This window comes from Streptomyces sp. NPDC101152, from assembly GCF_044768275.1.
Lineage (GTDB): Bacteria > Actinomycetota > Actinomycetes > Streptomycetales > Streptomycetaceae > Streptomyces.
In genome coordinates this window covers 310,181-327,036 of the sequence record NZ_JBIWPO010000003.1, presented here as the reverse complement: position 1 = coordinate 327,036, position 16,856 = coordinate 310,181, and the positions used below count along the sequence as shown (strand labels likewise).

Here is a 16,856-nt window from a genome sequence, read left to right as displayed (position 1 = left end):
ACCGCCCTAGGGAGCAACGCAGTTGACCAGTGACACCCCGGCGCCGGACCGCACCCCGCAGCCGGCCCCCGATCCGCTCACGGCCTACGGCTGGGACGCGGAGTGGGCCGCCGTGTTCGCCCCGTACGCCGCCCAGGGACTGGCGCCGGGACGGGTCGCGCGCGTGGACCGCGGCCGGTGCGAGGTGGTGCTGGCGGCGGGCCCGGCCGACGCCGGCCCGGACGGCACGGTCACCGTGCACGCCGACACCCGGCCCACCCGCACCGGCGGGGACCCGGGTGCCGTCCTGTGTACCGGCGACTGGGCCGCGGTGGAACCGGACACGCCCACCGGGCCCGTGGTGCGGGCGCTGCTGCCGCGCCGTACCCGGTTCCTGCGCTCCACCTCCTCGGCGCGGTCCGAGGGGCAGGTGCTCGCGGCCAACATCGACCACGCCGTCGTGGTCGTCTCGCTCGCCGTCGAGCTCGACCTCGGCCGTCTGGAGCGGTTCCTGTCGCTCGCCTGGTCCAGCGGCTCCCGGCCGCTGGTCGCGCTCACCAAGACCGACCTGGTGCCCGACAGCACCTATCTGGTGGCCGACGTCGAGGCGGCCGCGCCCGGCGCCCCCGTGGTGCCCGTCAGCGCCGTCACCGGCGAGGGGGTGGCGGCGCTCGCCGCCGAACTCGCCGGTGGCACCGCCGCGTTGCTCGGCCAGTCCGGTGTCGGCAAGTCGACGCTGGTCAACGCGCTGCTCGGCGCGGAGGTGCGGACCAGCGGCGCAGTGCGCGGCAACGACGGCAAGGGCCGGCACACCACCACCGCCCGCGAACTGCTGCCGCTGCCCGGCGGCGGACTCGTCGTCGACACCCCCGGCCTGCGCGGCGTCGGCCTGTGGGAGGCGGACGAGGGCCTGTCCCAGGTGTTCGCCGAGATCGAGGAGCTGGCGGCCCACTGCCGCTTCCACGACTGCGAGCACCACGCCGAACCGGGCTGCGCGGTCCTCGCCGCGGTGGACGACGGCACCCTCTCGCACCGCCGCTTCGAGAGCTACCGCAAGCTGCTGCGGGAGAGCGCCTGGATCGCCTCCCGCACCGACGCCCGGCTGCGCGCCGAGCGGGCCCGGGAATGGCGGCGCCGCGAGGCGGCGGGCCGGGAGATGTACGAGCGAAAGCGCGGCAAAGGCCACCGCAAGGCATTCTGAATTGGCCACTTGAAGCCACGGCACTTTGCTGCCGGACGCACTGTCTTGAGACGGGTTCCGGGCACTGGCACATTGTTTCGGTGTTCGCTTGCGTTTCCCTTCTTCGGAGAGGCGTCTTTCGTGTCCGAATACCCTGGCGTACTGACCTATGACCTGTCCCTCGAAGAGACGGTTCGCCTGGAGATGGTGATCGTCGAACTGCAGGAGGCCGGCTGTGATCCCGGGGAATCCGAGTTCCACGACCGGGCCTGGGAATTCATCCCGCGCGTCCCGATCGGGCTCAGGCGTTTCCTCGAGGACTTCCGGCGTGAGGACCCGGCCGCCGCCTTCCTGATCCGCGGCTTCCCCGTCGACGACGACGCGGTGGGCCCGACCCCCGGCACCTGGGCCGCCGCCGCGGCCTCCGGCAGCTCGCACCGGGAGCAGCTGTTCCTAGCGCTGATCGCCAAGTGCCTGGGGGAGGTGTTCAGCTGGCCCACCCTGCAGGCCGGCCGGATGATCCACCACGTGCTGCCGATCGCCGGCGACGAGAACGAACAGAGCGGCCACGGCAGCGACGTCCTGCTGGAATGGCACACCGAGGACGGCTTCCACCCCTCCCGCTGCGACTACCTGGCCCTGTTCGGGGTGCGCAACCACGACCGGGTGCCGACGACGCTCTCCTCCGTGCGGGACGTGCGGATATCGGAGGAGACCCGCAGGACGCTGTTCGAGCCGCGCTTCCACATCCTCCCCGACGACGAGCACCTGCGGCAGCTCGCCGCCCAGCAGCCCGACCACCCGGGCCTCGCCCGGATGCGCGCCATGCGCGAGACGCCCGAGCCGGTCGCCGTGCTCTTCGGCGCCGCCGACTCGCCCTATCTGCGCATCGACCCGTTCTTCATGCGCTGCGTCGAGGGCGACACCGGTGCCGAACAGGCCCTGAAGGAACTGGTGGTGGAGCTGGAGCGGGTCCAGCAGGACGTCGTCGTCGAGGCGGGCACCTTGCTCGTCGTCGACAACTACCTCGCCGTGCACGGCCGTAGGGCCTTCACCGCCCGCTACGACGGCACGGACCGCTGGCTGCAGAAGGCCATCGTCACCCGTGACCTGCGCAAGTCGCGCGCCACCCGTGACTCGGCCGCCGCCCGCGTCGTGATCTGAGGAGCCCGATGTCCGCGCACAACTCCCTGCCGCCGGAGGCGGTCGTCCTCGCCGACCTGGCGATCATCCTGACGGTGGGTGCCACCCTCGTCCATCTCGTACGACGCCTGCGGCAGCCCCCCGTGGTGGTGGAGATCGCCGCCGGACTGATGCTCGGCCCCAGTCTGCTCGGCCTGCTGCCGGGGAACCTGCCCGCCCGTCTCTTCCCCCCCGAAGCCCGGCCGGCCCTCTCCGTCCTGGCCCAACTCGGGCTCGCCCTCTTCATGTTCCTGGCGGGCTGGGAGCTCGACCCGCGCAGACTGCGCGGCCGGGGCCGGGCGGTGGGCACCATCGCCGTCCTCGCCATGGCGGTGCCGTTCGTCCTCGGCGGTGGGGCGGCCGCGCTCCTGCACGACTCACAGGCCCCCAAGGGCGTCGGCACCGGCATGTTCGCGCTCTTCATGGCCACCGCGTTCTCGATCACGGCGTTCCCGGTCCTCGCCCGCATCATCCGGGACCGCGGCCTGACCCGGACCCATGTCGGGGTGCTGGCCATGGCCTGCGCGGCGGCCGGCGACGTGGTCGCCTGGTGCGTGCTGGTCCTGGTGGTGGCCCTCGCGGGCGCCCGCGGCCCCGGCGGTTTCGCCGCCGTCATCGCCTGCACCGTGGCCTACGGCGCCGCGATGATCCTCGTCGTACGGCCCCTCCTGCGCCGGCTGCTGCGAAACTCCGCCGCCTGGAGGAGCGGGGGCACGCCCCTCGCCCTGATCGTCTCCGGCGTACTCCTGTCCTCCTACGCGACGTCCTGGATCGGCGTGCACGCCATCTTCGGGGCGTTCGCCTTCGGCCTGGTCATGCCGCGCGGCGAGAGCGCCCTGGAGGAGCGGATCGCGCAGCCGCTGGAGCGGGCCTCCGCCCTGCTCCTGCCCGCGTTCTTCACCCTCACCGGCCTGTCCACGGACATCAACGGCCTCGGCCGTTCCGGCTTCGAGGTCCTCGCTCTCGTCCTCGTCGTGGCCGTGGCCGGCAAGTTCGCGGGGGCGGCCGTACCGGCCCGGCTGACCGGGATCGGCTGGCGGGAGGCCGCGGTGTTCGGCACGCTGATGAACACCCGGGGCCTCACGGAGATAGTCATCCTCGGCATGGGCCTCCAACTCGGCCTGATCGGCGCCCAGTTGTTCACCGTCATGGTGCTGATGGCGCTGGTCACCACCGCCATGGCGGGTCCGTTGCTCACCTGTTTCGGCCGCGGCACCGAAGCGGCGCACGTACCGTCCCCCGCACCCGCGGTCCCCGAACTCACCCCGTCGAAAGGACAGTGACGATGGCTCGCATCCCCAGTCTCGGCTACCACAGGCGCCGTGACGGTTCCGTGATGATCACCCGCGGTTGCAGCCCCGTACGCATCGTCCCCGGCACGGACGCCCCCGCCCTCCTCGCCGAACTGACTCAGGAGGACCCCCAGGAAACCCTGGCCCGCTGGGCGACGCCCCCCTCCCGCACGGCTGCCTGACGCCTCCGAACCCCCGGATGCCGCCGCACCCCCGCCAGGCCCGTTTCGTGCGGGTCAGGTGGGGTGCGGCGGCATCCGCCACTCAGATGTCCCGGAAGAGACCAGTGAACGTTGTGACCTGCGGTGATGGGTAGTCGCGGGTCGCTGACCTGCACGGATGACCTTTCAGCTGTTTCACGCTCGTACCCGTTGATGCAGCCGGAAGTCCCAGAAAAGTCCCAGGGGCTCCCACTGCCCGCAGTCACTCTTTCGGCTCTCTGCAGAGTGCGGCGGGGGAGGATCCCGCCGTCGCTCCTGATTCTCGAGGCGCTGGCTGCCGGAGGTGCTTCTCGGGGAGACCGAGGCACGAGCTGGAGGATGCTCGGGGCGAATCCTGTTTCGCTCCTACTGTGGCAGGCGACGTCAACGCGGCCGCCTTTAGTTTCAAATGAGAACGTATCGAATGAAGTAGTCTGGTGTCATGGCCGCCGATGTACCTCGCCGCTCCACCGCTGCGCGTGCGACCGACCGTCCCGGGGATCCCTCCCCTTTCGCTCTCGGTCTGCTGCTGCGCCGGGCACACTGGCGTGCAGCCGCAGTGATGGGGGAGGCGCTTCGGCCGCTCGGCATCGAGCTGAGGCATTTCGCGGTGCTGATCGAGCTGGTCAATCACGGTCCCACGGTGCAGCGGGATCTGGCGGCGGCGACGGGCTCGGACAAGGCTGGCATCATGCGCATCGTGGACGACCTGGAGCGCAAGGGGCTGGCCGTACGGAAGGCCGTTCCCGGGGACCGGAGGGTCCGGGCAGTGGCGATCACCCCTCAGGGACTGGAGCTCTTCGATTCCGCCCACGTGGCGGCGGAGCCACTGGCTGAGCGTCTGGTTGCCGAACTGGAGCACGGCGAGCCCGAGCAGCTGACGGATCTCTTGACCCGGCTTGCCCACCCTTCAGACGACGAGGCGTAGCCGTGCCCGCGTGCCGGTTGCTGGCCCCCGTCGGCGCGTTTGGGTGCATGCAGCTTCCGTAGCGAATTCCTGTCTTGAGTACTGGGGCTTTCGTCGCTGCGCGCCGGTCCGGCGATTGTTGGCCGGTCAGGGCTCTGTTGCCGGTGAGGCGTGTTACCGGCGCGGGTGCCGCGCCGTGAACCAGACCGGCTGCTCTTCACCGTCGTCGGCATCACCGCCATCGCGATGAGAGCCCTACCCCGGAATGGCGAGCCTCGGCCGTCCACATTGCCGGACCGCTCGCCGCCAGAGCCACGGCGTCAGTGGCGCCGTCGCAGAGGGCATGGGTCCCGAGTTCGCCGTGTGACGTCTCTGGGGTGAGGACGTCACACGGCGTCTGCCGGCCCGGAGAGTTACGCGGCGAGACGCTCCGCGAGTCCCTTGGCCTTGGAGGCCGCCTCCTCAAAGGCGTGTCGGCGGGACGCCTCGTAGAGAGGGACCAGTTCGGACATGGCCGGGTTGCGAGGGGCCATGGTGAGTTCCGGAACGATGAAGTCGAGGTCCAGGCCGAGGGTGCCATGGAGGACGGCCTGCAGGTAGTTCTGTACGAAGTCGTAGCCCTCGCGCGGGGTGCCCGGCGCGTAGGAGCCGCCGCGGCTGGCGACGACTATGACCGGGGTGCCCTGGGCGGAGGGGTTCTCGCCGGCGGTGCGGCCGAGCAGGAGCACGCTGTCCAGCCACGCCTTGAGGGTCGACGGAATCGAGAAGTTGTACATGGGGGCACCGATCAGGACGGCGTCCGCCTGCTCCAACTCCTCGATGAGCTTCACCCGTTCGGCGAACGCGGCGGACTGCTCCGGGGTGCGCCCGGACGGAGCGGTGTAACCGGCGGACCAAGCGTCGGCGGTGATGTGCGGGACAGGGTCGGCGGCGAGGTCGCGGTAGATCACTGCACCCTCCGGGTGCTGCTCCTCCCATGTCCTGCGGAAGGCGGCCGTGACCGAACGGGACGTGGACGCCTCGCCGGAGAACACGGACGAGTCGATGTGCAGCAGCGTGGCCATGGGCTTTCTCCAAGATCCAGTGCCCGAGGCCGGGGCCCAGGACTGAGGTTTTCGATCTGAATAGTTTCACACGATACCGTCTTGACTGCTACTGTCGCGAGTGTGATGAAGGCCCTGTTGAGTGGAACGGAGACGGGCGGCCATGGACACCTATGAGGCGGTGACGAGCCGACGGGCGGTGCGCGCCTTCACCGAGCGCCTTGTTCCGAGGGAGGTGCTGGAGCGCGTTCTGTCCGCGGCGGCCTGGGCGCCGTCCGGATCGAACATCCAGCCGTGGCGCACCTATGTGGTGACCGGCGCGCCACTGGCCGAGATCAAGAAGCGTGCCGGCGAGCGCCTGGCCTCAGGTGATCCCTGGGACGAGCCGGAGTATGAGATGTACCCGCCCACGCTGAAGTCGCCCTACCGTGAGCGGCGATCCGCCTTCGGCGAGCAGCGCTACGGCGCTCTCGGTATTCCGCGTGAGGACCTGGAGGCGCGTCAGAGGGCCGCTGCCGCGAACTGGGATTGTTTCGGCGCGCCCGCTGCCCTGTTCTGCTACATCGACCGCGACATGGGCCCGGCCCAGTGGGCTGACGTCGGCATGTATCTGCAGACCGTCATGCTGCTGCTGCGCACCGAAGGGCTGCACAGCTGTCCGCAGATGGCCTGGGCGAAGTTCCACAGGACCGTGGCGGAGATCCTGTCACCCCCGGACGAGCTCGTCCTCTTCTGTGGCATGTCCATCGGATACGAGAACATCACCGCAGTTGACGCCCGTACAGGCCGGGCACCGCTCGACGAGACGGCCACGTTCGTCGACAGCCTGCGGCACCGCCCGGCGCTGGATGCCCTGCCCACGTAAGCGCTTCGTGTGCCGTACACCGCGCATAACCCCCATGAGAGGCATGACATGAAGTTCGCAGTCATCGGTGGTACCGGACTGATCGGGTCACAGGTCGTCAAGAACCTGACCGGCGCCGGACACGAGGCCATACCGCACTCGAAGTCCACCGGCGTCGACGTCATCAGCGGCCAGGGACTGGCCGAGGCAGTGGCGGGCGCCGACGTCGTCGTCAACCTCACGAACTCCCCGACCTTCGACGAAGCCTCGCCGGCCTTCTTCCAGACCTCGATGGACAACCTGCTGGCTGCGGCCCGCAAGGGTGGCGTCGGCCACGTCGTCATCCTCTCCAGCCCCGGCACCGACCAGGTGCCGGGGCTGGACTACTACCGGGCCAAGACGCTCCAGGAGAACATCCTCGAGGCCGGGTCGATCCCCTACTCGATCGTCCGGGCGACGCAGTTCATGGAGTTCATGGACGCCGTCCTGTCCTGGACCGCCGACGGCGACACCGTCCGGCTGCCCGCCACGCCCATCCAGCCGATCGCCGCCAAGGACGTGGCCGCCGCGGTGACGGAGGTCGCCGCGGGTACTCCTCTGAACGGCATCCGCAACATTGCCGGCCCCGACATCTTCACCCTGGACGAACTGGGCCGGATCACCCTGTCCCGCAAGGACGACAGCCGGACCGTCGTCACCGACCCCGCCGCCGGCATGTTCGCCGTCGTCAAGGGCGACGTTCTCACCGACAAGGACGCCCACCTCGCGCCCACGCGCTACGTCGACTGGCTGTCCTGACATCACCGACTCCCGCGTGTCCCGTCCTCGCTCGGCAGTCTCTTCGTTCCGCCCACCGGCGGCGGCTCGGAGCGGGCGGGGATCCGGCCCGGTCCATCGGACCCCAGGGCAGGCGGAGGGGGACTCGCGGGCAGCCGGACGGCGTGCTGATGTACGCGGAGACGGCTGTGCGACCGATCGTGCCGGATCCCGCGCTGCGCGCCCTCATTGAGGCTCTCATGACGACGGGTCGCCTTGCGTGACGGTCGTGCTCTGGTAGGCGCGGATCACCGCGATCACCGTGTCGGCGGTGCGGTCAAGGTGGCTGCGGCCATCGGGTAGTTGGGCCGTTGGGCTGATGTAGCTCTGGGGACCGAAGTGAGTGGCCGGGTCGAGCCGGTGCACGGTGATCTTCCCAGCGCGAACGGCCCGATTCCATCCGCTACGGCGGAACAGCCGCCAGCGCTGGGGGAAGATCCAGGTGGCCATCTGCTCAATCCGGTCGTTCGCGCTGGTGAGCTGATGCAGGTGCACGGCATGGGTGAGGTCGTTTGCTCCGTTGTGGAAGCCGCCGAGTGTGATCAGCAGGAGCGGGCAGCGCAGCCGGGTGTGCAGCTCGCCAACGGCGCCGGTGGCGACCTGGGCGCCGCCGCTGTAGCTGAGCAGCACCACGGGCATGCCGCTGTCGGGCTGGTAGCCGGCGAGTCGGAGCTGAGTGGCGATCTGGGAACCGACGGCCCGGTTGTACAGGGGTCGGTAGCGGTGGTCGGCGGCGACGAAGGTCTGCACGACGTTGTGCAGGAACAGCAGCAGCCCGATGTGGCGGCGCAGCCACGCCCACACCGGCCTGTCGGCAAGTGGGTCGGCCAGTGGTGAATAGGGCTGCACCTGTCCCAGTACCCGCAGCTCCGGTGCTCCCGCGATCAGGGCCTCGACCAGCTGGCCGCCGTCCCGGCTGTCACGGACGCGACGCTTGCCGATGCCGTCGAGGTAGACCAGGTAGGCGCTTGGGGGACCGTCAGGGGCCGCACCCCGGGCGTAGGGAACGCCTTCCGGGAGCTTGGTGGCGGGGACCCGCCAGCCGGCGCCGTACGCCAGAACCTCGTAGCGGGCCAGGAGCGCTTCGGCCGGCAGAACAGGCCCCAACAGGCAGGCCCAGAGCAAGAAGCCGTTCATGGGGTCGACTCCTGTGCTTCGGTCGCGCTGATCCTCACGACAAGACGCCGAACCGTCTCCACGGTGAGACCGAGCCCGATCCCGGCGACGGCGATGCAACCGGCGGCGGTCCACCAGCCCAGCCCGCTCCCTGCCGCCAGCGGGCCGACCAGACCGGCCCCCACCCCGACAAAGAGCAAGAAGTGGAGCAGAGGTCCGAGCAACGGGAACGCGAGGACGGCGGCGAGCGCCAGCGGGGCCACCAAGCTCGGTGTCCACACCAAGCCGACTCCTGGCGGGGAGGACCGCACCAACTCGGCCAGGTTCCACGCGGTCAGCGGCCACAGTCCGAACACCACACCCTCGACCAGACCGGCGGGCAGCAGCAACCCCGCCACGAGAGTCCTCGACATACCAGGTCGGTTCGCCACCAGCGGCAGGATGCGCCCGGCGGCCTCCGACAGCCCTGCGAACAGAAGCAGGCCGGCGACGGCGGGAGACATCACTCGGCCTCGATGTGCCGGACCGACGCAGACGGCTTACCGGCCGAGCCGTCCGCGTGCAGATACCGCTCGAGTTCGTCGGCGGCACGCCGATATCCCCCCGCCTCGCGTTGGACGATCTGAAGGGTGCGCGCGGCTGCTCGGAACCGCGGGTCGTGGAGCAGGTGCCGGGCGAGGAGGCGCACCGAGCCCCTCACGACGTCCTGGGTACGGATCGACAGGCCGGCGCCGAGCTCGACGACGCGCCGGGCCACCATCGGCTGATCGGCTCCCTGCGGGATCACCAGCAGCGGAACCCCGGCATACATGGCCTCGTTGACGCTGTTCATCCCGCCGTGGGTGAGGAACAGCGCCGCGCGGGCCAGCACCTCCGGTTGGGGCACGAAGCGGCGGGCGAGCACGTTGGCCGGCAACGGGCCCAGCGCCTCGGGATCGGTCCGACCGGTGGAGATGATCACGGTGCCGCCCAGCGGGGCGAGCGCGGTGGCCAGGCTGCGCAGCAACTGAGGGTCGGCGTTGAACACCGTGCCCAGTGAGGCGAACAGCACCGGATCCCGCAGCCGATCGGCCGGGAAGGACGGGTCGACTGGCCGGGAGCCGATGCTCGGGCCGACGAACCGGTAGGACTGGTCGAAGTCGTCGACAGCGGGCTGGAATGCCCGTGAGGTGTAGACCAGATTGAGCGGCTGTCGGATGTTCGCGAGATCGAGCAGGGGCAACCCGCCCGCGTCGAAGCGCCGGTGCAGGGCCCAGCGGGACCACAAGTAGCCCTGGACACTGCGGGGTTGAGCCGCCGCCGCGGTCAGCAGGTCCCAGGAGCCACGGGTAGGGCTGGGGACATGCCGGTTGAGGGCGAACGTGGTGAACGAGGAGGCTGCCGGCACCCCGAGTTCGCGTGCGGCCACCGCACCCCACAAACAGGCACTGTCGTGGACGATCAGGTCGGGTCGGTCGCGGCGCAGGTCGGTGAGTACAGCGGGCAACAAGTGGACGGCGGTGCTCGCGAGTGACTCCATCCACGTGACCGGCGTAGGTGGATCGGGGAACGGCTGGTCGCCCCCGGGGTACAGGTACACGGTCGCGCCGGTCGCCTCGATCTCCTCACGGAACGCGGGCGACGTGTGATAGGTGACGGCGTGGCCACGCCGGACGAGTTCGGCCACGACCGGCAGCGTCGGATTGACGTGCCCGTGCATGCCGATGCTGAGGAACGCGATAGTGCTCACAGGCCGGCCTCCGCTATGGAAGAAATGGATGTCTCGTCCGGGCTTCCCGATGGAGTCGAGGAGTCGTCGACCCGGTACAGCCCCGGCCCGCTGATGCGCAGCCCCTCCAGAAAGCGCTCCGCAGTGCGGCACGCGGTGCTGATCAGCCGCTGGGACTGGCCGAAGTCCCACGGTGCGGGCCAGGCTTCGATGCCGGTCGGCAGTACGACGGTCGGGATGTGCCGGGACACCTCGTGCAGGTCACGCTCGATCTGATGGTGCAGCAGAAGCAGCCCGGCTCTGGCGGCGATCGCACCGGCACGTGGGCGCGGAATGGCGGGGGGCAACCGCGAGCTCTCCGGCCCGGCTGCCACTACCACCACGCCGGCCGCCCCGGCCTGCTGGGCCGCCAGCACCGGGACGTAGGCGATCAGCCCGCCGTCGACGAGCGTTCGGCCGCCGCGTTCCACCGGGGGCAGCATCCCGGGAATGGCGGCGCCGGCCAGCAGCGCGGACTCGAGGTCTCCCCGGTCGAGCAGCACCGGAGCACCGGTGACCAGGTCCGTGGCCACCGCGGTGAACGGGACCGCCAACTCCTCGATGCGCGACGGCAGTCCAGCCCGGGCGATCAGCCGATGTAGACCGTGATCGGTGAAGACGCTGGCCCGTGAGGACAGGTAGCCGAGCGGATACACGTCACGGCGACGCAACCGGGTCCACAGCTGGTCCAGCCACGGAGCGGCCCTGTGGGGGTGGGCGGCCGCTATGGCCCCGTTGAGAGCACCCACCGAGGTTCCGATGATCATGTCCGGGACGAATCCGTGGCGCTCCAGCGCGTACCCGACGCCGATGTGCGCCGCCCCGAGCACGCCACCGGCGCGCATCACCACGGCCACGGGACGGGGAAGGGCGCGCAGGCCCGCCGTTGTGGGATTCCCTCTCATGATCCACCTTTCTCGGCATGGGCACGGGACCGGACTGGTTCTCCCGGTGGACCGGGCTGTCACACGGTGTGTGACACCGTTGGGCACCGACGTTCCGGGACAACAGGGCTGCCCGGGTGCCGGAGGTCAGTGGTGCATGAGCAGCATGATGGCCGTGCCCATGGCCATCGATCCTTGCCAGAAGCGGTCGCAGGGCCCGGCGAGGTCGGTGGAGATGCCCACGCTGCCCGGAGCTCCGCGCAGCGTGGGCATGTCCCGGGTCAGCGACCGGAGGGCATGGGCCAGCAGACAGAGCGTCAGTACGCCGGTGACCGTGTCGCCGGTCTGTGCGTCCGTGATGCCGCCGTGCCGCACCGGCATCCACGCCATGGCCGCCATGCCGACCGAGTGGGGCGACCTGCGCACGAGGCCGGCCCATCCGGGACCACGGGGGCCGAGAACCGCGGTCAAGGGGAACCACAGGGCCGCGGCGAAGAAGAAGGTCGTCTGCCCTGGCTGTGGCACCTCGTCGATCCCGTGCCAGGGCATCACCGCCATGGCCGACGCCATGACGGTGTGCAGCAGACTGTCGCCTCGGTCGCGCCATCCGGAGTCCTGTGGCAGCACGGCCTGCCGCAGTGCGTACACGGCCGCGGCCGCGAACAGTGCCGTCAGCATGCCGTGCACGACATCAGTGGCGCTCATGCCCCACCATGCCCTCCCACGGAGCGGACGGGTCCCTTCGCGACCGCCTTGTGCGGGGCGGGCAGTGGGCCGTCAGTCAGTGGGCCGTGGGGCGCGGAGATGTGCCCGCTGGGCCAGTTCCCCCTCCTCGACCAGTTCGAGCATGGGCTTGCCCGGCGCGCACAGCATCGTCACGACGAACCGGGTACGCGCGTCGGGCAGCGCATTGCCGTCCTGGTAGTGGATCGGGTCGCCGCCGGGCTCCCAGAACGTCCCGCCCGCCCCGATCACGCGCTCGGGTTCGCCTTCGAGCTCGAAACGGACGGCGCCCTCGACGACGTAGCCGAACGCCGGTCCCGAGTGGCGGTGCGGCGGGGTCCCCGGGTCTCCGGGCTCCCACTCGACGAAGATGGTCATCGCCGACGCGCCCTCGGGGACGGTGAGCGGAGCGGTGTCCTGCAGCAGGTTCGCCGCCGTCATCCATCCTTCCGACCGGGTCTGCACTCCGGTCCCCTGCGCTGAGTCCTTGTCCGACATGTGTCGGCCTCCCTTGGATTCACCCGGCCATGGCCGCCATGGCCCTCTCCAGTGATGACCGGGCTCCCGACTGATCTGTGACACCCGCGACCACATCAGTGTCACAACGTTGGCGCGAGTCCTGTCCTAGGTGTAGTGAGGGGCCGACATCCCCGCCACCTCACGAAGCCATCAGCGGGGTCACCGACCCCTCGACGGGAAGGGGGGCCTGCAATGCGAGTCGTTGTAGCTGGAGCCACCGGTCTGATCGGTTCCAGGACGGTCGCCAGACTTCGGGACCACGGTGTGGAGGTCGTGCGCCTGTCACGCGGTCAGGGCGTCGACGTCACGACCGGGGAGGGACTCGACGGGGCCGTGCAGGGCGCCGATGTGGTGGTGGACGTCACCGACACGCTCTCCCGGGGGAAGTCGGAGAGCCTGGAGTTCTTCGGCACGGCGACCAACAACCTGCTGGAGGCCGCGGCGAAGGCGGGCGCCGAACATCACGTGATCCTTTCTATCGTGGGGGCCGAACGTCTGCGGGCGGGCTACTTCCGCGCGAAGGCGCTGCAGGAGGAGCAGGTGCGGCGCTCACCGATGCCCTACTCCATCGTGCGGAGTACGCCGTTCTTCGAGTCCTTGGAGTACATGTCGCGCGCGGCGACTTACGGAGACGTCGTCCATGTCGCGCCCGTCCTGATCCGCCCCATGTCGACGGACGACGTCGCCGCCGCGGTCGCCCATGTCGCCGTGGGCGTACCGCTGTTCGGTGTTCTGGAGGTCGCCGGCCCTGAGGAGCACCGTCTCGACGACCTCACCGCGAAGCTGCTGGCCGCGCGCGGCTACATGCGGGACGTGGTCTCCGATGCCCACACCCCGTTCTTCGGGGCGACGCTCGGGCAGCGGGCACTGCTGCCCGGGGCGGACGCCCGCCTGGGGCACGAAACCTTCTCCGAGTGGCTCGCGCGGCGATGACGTCGTCGGCACCCAACCGCCTCCCCGCACCGCGTCCCGACAGGAAGCAGCCATGAGTGAACTCGACCAGCTACCCGACCGGGACAACGAGGAGACCGCCGAATGGCAGGCGTCGTTCGACGCCGTCGTGCGGAACGCGGGGCCGGACCGGGCCGTGTACCTGCTGCGACGGGTGCACGAGTTCGCGGCCCGGTCCGGTGTGTCCCTGCCCGGGCTTCTGACCTCCGACTACATCAACACGATCCCGGCGTCGGCACAGCCTGCCTTTCCCGGTGATGTCGCCATGGAGTCCGGGATCACCGCCCTGAACCGGTGGAACGCGGCTGCGATGGTGACCCGCGGCTCCCGCTTCGGACTCGGCGGCCACATCTCCACCTACGCGTCGGCGGCCTGGTTGTACGAGATCGGGTTCAACCACTTCTTCCAGGGCAAGGACAGGGACGGCTCCGGTGATCAGCTCTACTTCCAGGGTCATGCCTCGCCGGGCATCTACGCCCGTGTGTTCCTCGAAGGGCGCCTGACCGAGGCGCAGTTGGACGGTTTCCGGCGGGAGGTCGACGGCCATGGACTGCCGTCCTACCCGCACCCCCGACGGCTGCCGTGGCTGTGGGAGTTCCCGACCGTGTCCATGGGCCTCGGCCCGCTGGCCGCCGTGTACCAGGCCCGGTTCAACCGGTACCTGCACGCCCGGGGCATCAAGGACACGTCCGCGTCGCGCGTGTGGGCCTTCCTCGGGGACGGCGAGACGGACGAGCCGGAATCGACGGCGGCGCTGGCGCTCGCCGCCCGCGAGCGTCTCGACAACCTCACCTTCGTCGTCAACTGCAACCTGCAGCGCCTGGACGGACCCGTGCGCCCGAACTCCAAGATCGTGCAGGAACTCGAGGCCAGGTTCCGCGGCGCGGGCTGGAACGTGGTCAAGTCCCTCTGGGGCGAGGCTTGGGACCCCGTCCTGAGTCAGGACACCACGGGCGCCCTGGTCCACCGCCTCGGCGAGGTGCCCGACGCCCAGCTGCAGACGTACGCCGCTCGGGACGCCACGTACATCCGTAAGCACTTCTTCACGGGCGACGGGCTCTCCGCGCTCGCCGCCAGGCTGAGCGACAGCCGGCTCACCGAGTTGTTCGAGAACTCCCGGGGCGGGCACGAACCGCTCAAGGTCTACGCCGCTTATGAGGCCGCCGTCGAGCACCGGGGCGCGCCGACCGTCGTCCTCGCCCAGACGGTGAAGGGGCACACGCTCGGCTCGGCTTTCGAGTCGCGCAACGCCAACCACCAGATGAAGAAGCTGACCATGGCGCAGTTCCGCGAGATGCGCGATCTGCTCGAACTCCCCATCCCCGACAGCGCGTTGAGCGGCGACGTGGTGCCGTACTGGCATCCCGGAGAGAACTCCGAGGAGGTGCGGTACCTGCGCGAGCGGCGGGCGGCGTTGGGCGGCGCCGTTCCCGTCCGCAGGGTCGTGGCCAAGCCGATGAAGCAGCCGCCGGCCCGCCCCTTCGAAGCCCTGGAGAAGGGCTTCGGCAGGCAGGAGGTTGCCACCACCATGGCACTGGTCCGCCTGGTCAAGGAACTGATGCGCGACCAGGAGACGGGACCGCGCTGGGTGCCGATCATCCCGGACGAGGCCCGCACGTTCGGCATGGAGTCCCTGTTCCCGACGGCCGGGATCTACTCGCCCGACGGCCAGACCTATGAACCGGTGGACGCGGACCAGCTGCTCTACTACCGGGAGGCCAGGAACGGGCAGTTGATCGACGAAGGCATCACCGAAGCCGGCTCCATGGCCGAGTTCACCGCCGCGGCGACCTCGTACGCCACCCACGGCGAACCCATGATCCCGTTCTACATCTTCTACGCCATGTTCGGTTTCCAGCGGACCGGCGACCAGTTCTGGGCGCTCGCCGACCAGATGGGCCGCGGGTTCGTCATCGGCGCGACGGCGGGGCGGACGACCATGACGGGGGAAGGACTCCAGCACGCCGACGGGCACTCCCACTTGCTGGCCTCCACGAACCCCGCCGCCGTGTCCTACGACCCGGCGTTCGCGTACGAGATCGCCGTGATCGTGCGGGAGGGGCTGCGCCGCATGTACGGCGACCGTCCCGAGGACGTCTTCTACTACCTGACGGTCTACAACGAACCCAAGGAGCAGCCGGCGATGCCCGCCGGGCCCGGCGTCGAGGAAGGCATCCTGCGGGGCATCTACCGGTTCCGGCAGGCAGCCGGGCTCGCCGGAACGGAACCAAGGATTCAGCTGCTCGCCTCCGGCACGGCCATCCACTGGGCGCTGTACGCCCAGGAGTTGCTGCTGTCCCAGTGGGGCGTGAATGCAGACGTCTGGTCGGTGACCTCCTGGACGGAACTGCGCCGCGACGCGCTGGACGCCGACCGGGCGATGCTGCGGGGCGAGGAACGCGTCCCCTATGTGATGGCGGCGCTCGCGGACGCGCCCGGACCGGTGCTGGCGGTCAGCGACTGGATGCGGCAGGTACCCGACCAGATCAGCCAGTGGGTCGGTCACGACTACTCGTCCCTGGGCACGGACGGTTTCGGGCTGTCGGACACGCGGGATGCCGTACGGCGTTATTTTCGCGTGGACGCCGAGTCGATCGTCGTCGCCGCACTGGACCGGCTGGCGCGCACAGGCGCGGTCAGCTCGGAGGCGGTCGGGCAGGCGCGCGAGTGGTACGGATGGCGCGGGTGAGCATCGTGAACCCGCCGTCGGTCGATTCTCCCGGCCTGGATCCTCAGAACGCCTACGCGATCAGTGCGGAGTTCTACGACGTTCTGCAGGCGGAGCGGGACGGGATCCGGGTGCGCTCGCTCTACCGCGACGACGTCCGCAGGGCCCGGGTCGGTGTGCTGGACGTCGGCGCGGGCACAGGGCGCGTCACGCTGATGAGCCTCCTGGAGTCGCGCGTGCCCGTGCACGCGGTGGAGCCCGCCCGGTCCATGCGGTCCTCGATGATGACGCGTCTGGCGTCCCTGGGCGCGGAGCTCACGACACGGGTGACCGTGCACCCGCAGGCGCTCGACGAGACGGGTCTGCGCTCGGTTGCGGACCTGGCCGTGTGCCACAACACCGTTGCCTGTCTGCACCCGGCGTCGCGCCGGGCGCTGTGGCCGGCCGTCGCCGAGGCACTTGTGCCCACCGGGGTGCTGCTCGTCCAGCTCCCACCGGCTCGCCTGCCGCGTCACACGACCACCCATCTGCTGCCGACCCGGACGGTCGGCCGGCACGAGTACGGGGGCCGCATGGTCACGTCGGCCGACGTGGACCGGATCCGGGCACGGTTCGAGTACTGGGTGCGCGGTGACGGTCGTGTGCTGCGCCGGTACGACGAGACATTCTGGATGTGGCCTGCCTCCCGTGCGGAGATGATCGCGGAACTGGAGGAGGAAGGTTTCGTCGCGCTGCCCGAACGGCCGGACCCCTCCGTTCTGGCCGTCCGAATGGCGCGACCATGAAGTGCGCCGCCCGGTCGTGA

Annotated in this window: 17 protein-coding genes; 10 read left to right on the top strand and 7 right to left on the bottom strand. The window is 70.1% G+C overall.

The window, feature by feature from the left end; translation table 11 throughout:
- Nucleotides 1–22 precede the first annotated feature (22 nt).
- The 5 genes from rsgA to ACIRVK_RS06025 all read left to right on the top strand — a co-directional run bounded on the left by rsgA (nt 23) and on the right by ACIRVK_RS06025 (nt 4,761).
- A complete protein-coding gene (rsgA, locus tag ACIRVK_RS06045; RefSeq protein ID WP_404244193.1) occupies nt 23–1,180 on the top strand; it encodes a ribosome small subunit-dependent GTPase A in 1,158 nt (385 codons plus the stop codon).
- 120 nt (nt 1,181–1,300) lie between these two features.
- Nucleotides 1,301–2,323: a guanitoxin biosynthesis L-enduracididine beta-hydroxylase GntD gene (gntD, locus tag ACIRVK_RS06040; protein WP_404244192.1), complete on the top strand. Its 1,023-nt coding sequence runs from the start codon at nt 1,301–1,303 to the stop codon at nt 2,321–2,323.
- Between the two features lie 8 nt (nt 2,324–2,331).
- A complete protein-coding gene (locus tag ACIRVK_RS06035) occupies nt 2,332–3,624 on the top strand; it encodes a cation:proton antiporter (protein WP_404244191.1) in 1,293 nt (430 codons plus the stop codon).
- Between the two features lie 2 nt (nt 3,625–3,626).
- Nucleotides 3,627–3,815 carry a hypothetical protein gene (locus ACIRVK_RS06030; protein ID WP_404244190.1) on the top strand — a complete coding sequence of 63 codons (189 nt, stop codon included), beginning with the start codon at nt 3,627–3,629 and terminating at the stop codon, nt 3,813–3,815.
- A 460-nt stretch (nt 3,816–4,275) separates the two neighbouring features.
- Nucleotides 4,276–4,761, top strand: coding sequence for a MarR family winged helix-turn-helix transcriptional regulator (locus tag ACIRVK_RS06025; RefSeq protein WP_404244188.1), 486 nt, complete (start codon nt 4,276–4,278; stop codon nt 4,759–4,761).
- Nucleotides 4,762–5,153: 392 nt separating this feature from the next.
- Here the strand turns inward: ACIRVK_RS06025 and ACIRVK_RS06020 are convergent, their stop codons facing one another.
- On the bottom strand, nt 5,154–5,804 hold the full coding sequence (locus ACIRVK_RS06020; protein WP_404244187.1) for an FMN-dependent NADH-azoreductase: 651 nt from the start codon (nt 5,802–5,804) through the stop codon (nt 5,154–5,156).
- Between the two features lie 142 nt (nt 5,805–5,946).
- Between ACIRVK_RS06020 and ACIRVK_RS06015 the strand changes: the two genes are divergently transcribed.
- Nucleotides 5,947–6,648 carry a nitroreductase gene (locus tag ACIRVK_RS06015; protein ID WP_404244186.1) on the top strand — a complete coding sequence of 234 codons (702 nt, stop codon included), beginning with the start codon at nt 5,947–5,949 and terminating at the stop codon, nt 6,646–6,648.
- A gap of 48 nt (nt 6,649–6,696) precedes the next feature.
- A complete protein-coding gene (locus ACIRVK_RS06010) occupies nt 6,697–7,425 on the top strand; it encodes an SDR family oxidoreductase (protein ID WP_404244185.1) in 729 nt (242 codons plus the stop codon).
- A gap of 216 nt (nt 7,426–7,641) precedes the next feature.
- On the opposite strand, the gene ACIRVK_RS06005 is transcribed toward ACIRVK_RS06010, so the two are convergent.
- From ACIRVK_RS06005 to ACIRVK_RS05980, 6 genes are all read right to left on the bottom strand, one after another.
- Nucleotides 7,642–8,580: a hypothetical protein gene (locus ACIRVK_RS06005; protein ID WP_404244184.1), complete on the bottom strand. Its 939-nt coding sequence runs from the start codon at nt 8,578–8,580 to the stop codon at nt 7,642–7,644.
- Nucleotides 8,577–8,972, bottom strand: a complete 396-nt coding sequence (locus tag ACIRVK_RS06000; RefSeq protein ID WP_404244183.1) for a hypothetical protein — start codon at nt 8,970–8,972, stop codon at nt 8,577–8,579. Before ACIRVK_RS06000 ends, ACIRVK_RS06005 begins: the two co-directional genes overlap by 4 nt.
- Before the next feature lie 89 nt (nt 8,973–9,061).
- Entirely contained in the window at nt 9,062–10,288 is a 1,227-nt protein-coding gene (locus ACIRVK_RS05995) for a macrolide family glycosyltransferase (RefSeq protein ID WP_404244182.1), read from the bottom strand.
- A complete protein-coding gene (locus tag ACIRVK_RS05990) occupies nt 10,285–11,211 on the bottom strand; it encodes a patatin-like phospholipase family protein (RefSeq protein ID WP_404244181.1) in 927 nt (308 codons plus the stop codon). Before ACIRVK_RS05990 ends, ACIRVK_RS05995 begins: the two co-directional genes overlap by 4 nt.
- A 126-nt stretch (nt 11,212–11,337) precedes the next feature.
- A complete protein-coding gene (locus ACIRVK_RS05985) occupies nt 11,338–11,895 on the bottom strand; it encodes a DUF5134 domain-containing protein (RefSeq protein ID WP_404244180.1) in 558 nt (185 codons plus the stop codon).
- Between the two features lie 72 nt (nt 11,896–11,967).
- Nucleotides 11,968–12,411: a cupin domain-containing protein gene (locus ACIRVK_RS05980; protein ID WP_404244179.1), complete on the bottom strand. Its 444-nt coding sequence runs from the start codon at nt 12,409–12,411 to the stop codon at nt 11,968–11,970.
- 213 nt (nt 12,412–12,624) lie between these two features.
- On the opposite strand from ACIRVK_RS05980, the gene ACIRVK_RS05975 reads away from it, so the two are divergent.
- The 3 genes from ACIRVK_RS05975 to ACIRVK_RS05965 are packed head-to-tail and all read left to right on the top strand — an operon-like array spanning nt 12,625 to nt 16,836.
- The gene (locus ACIRVK_RS05975; protein WP_404244178.1) at nt 12,625–13,365 is read left to right on the top strand and encodes an SDR family oxidoreductase; all 741 of its coding nucleotides are present in this window, start codon (nt 12,625–12,627) and stop codon (nt 13,363–13,365) included.
- A 52-nt stretch (nt 13,366–13,417) separates the two neighbouring features.
- Nucleotides 13,418–16,072 carry a pyruvate dehydrogenase (acetyl-transferring), homodimeric type gene (gene aceE / locus ACIRVK_RS05970; protein WP_404244177.1) on the top strand — a complete coding sequence of 885 codons (2,655 nt, stop codon included), beginning with the start codon at nt 13,418–13,420 and terminating at the stop codon, nt 16,070–16,072.
- On the top strand, nt 16,069–16,836 hold the full coding sequence (locus ACIRVK_RS05965; RefSeq protein ID WP_404244176.1) for a class I SAM-dependent methyltransferase: 768 nt from the start codon (nt 16,069–16,071) through the stop codon (nt 16,834–16,836). The genes aceE and ACIRVK_RS05965 overlap by 4 nt, the downstream gene beginning before the upstream one ends.
- Nucleotides 16,837–16,856: the final 20 nt, after the last annotated feature.

What these genes read in the sequence shown, in the direction of transcription:
- ACIRVK_RS06035 (WP_404244191.1), top strand. Translation starts at nt 2,332, where the DNA reads ATGTCCGCGCACAACTCCCTGCCGCCGGAGGCGGTCGTCCTCGCCGAC.
- ACIRVK_RS06030 (WP_404244190.1), top strand. Translation starts at nt 3,627, where the DNA reads ATGGCTCGCATCCCCAGTCTCGGCTACCACAGGCGCCGTGACGGTTCC.
- ACIRVK_RS06025 (WP_404244188.1), top strand. Translation starts at nt 4,276, where the DNA reads ATGGCCGCCGATGTACCTCGCCGCTCCACCGCTGCGCGTGCGACCGAC.
- ACIRVK_RS06020 (WP_404244187.1), bottom strand. Translation starts at nt 5,804, where the DNA reads ATGGCCACGCTGCTGCACATCGACTCGTCCGTGTTCTCCGGCGAGGCG.
- ACIRVK_RS06015 (WP_404244186.1), top strand. Translation starts at nt 5,947, where the DNA reads ATGGACACCTATGAGGCGGTGACGAGCCGACGGGCGGTGCGCGCCTTC.
- ACIRVK_RS06010 (WP_404244185.1), top strand. Translation starts at nt 6,697, where the DNA reads ATGAAGTTCGCAGTCATCGGTGGTACCGGACTGATCGGGTCACAGGTC.
- ACIRVK_RS06005 (WP_404244184.1), bottom strand. Translation starts at nt 8,580, where the DNA reads ATGAACGGCTTCTTGCTCTGGGCCTGCCTGTTGGGGCCTGTTCTGCCG.
- ACIRVK_RS06000 (WP_404244183.1), bottom strand. Translation starts at nt 8,972, where the DNA reads ATGTCGAGGACTCTCGTGGCGGGGTTGCTGCTGCCCGCCGGTCTGGTC.
- ACIRVK_RS05990 (WP_404244181.1), bottom strand. Translation starts at nt 11,211, where the DNA reads ATGAGAGGGAATCCCACAACGGCGGGCCTGCGCGCCCTTCCCCGTCCC.
- ACIRVK_RS05985 (WP_404244180.1), bottom strand. Translation starts at nt 11,895, where the DNA reads ATGAGCGCCACTGATGTCGTGCACGGCATGCTGACGGCACTGTTCGCG.
- ACIRVK_RS05980 (WP_404244179.1), bottom strand. Translation starts at nt 12,411, where the DNA reads ATGTCGGACAAGGACTCAGCGCAGGGGACCGGAGTGCAGACCCGGTCG.
- ACIRVK_RS05975 (WP_404244178.1), top strand. Translation starts at nt 12,625, where the DNA reads ATGCGAGTCGTTGTAGCTGGAGCCACCGGTCTGATCGGTTCCAGGACG.
- aceE (WP_404244177.1), top strand. Translation starts at nt 13,418, where the DNA reads ATGAGTGAACTCGACCAGCTACCCGACCGGGACAACGAGGAGACCGCC.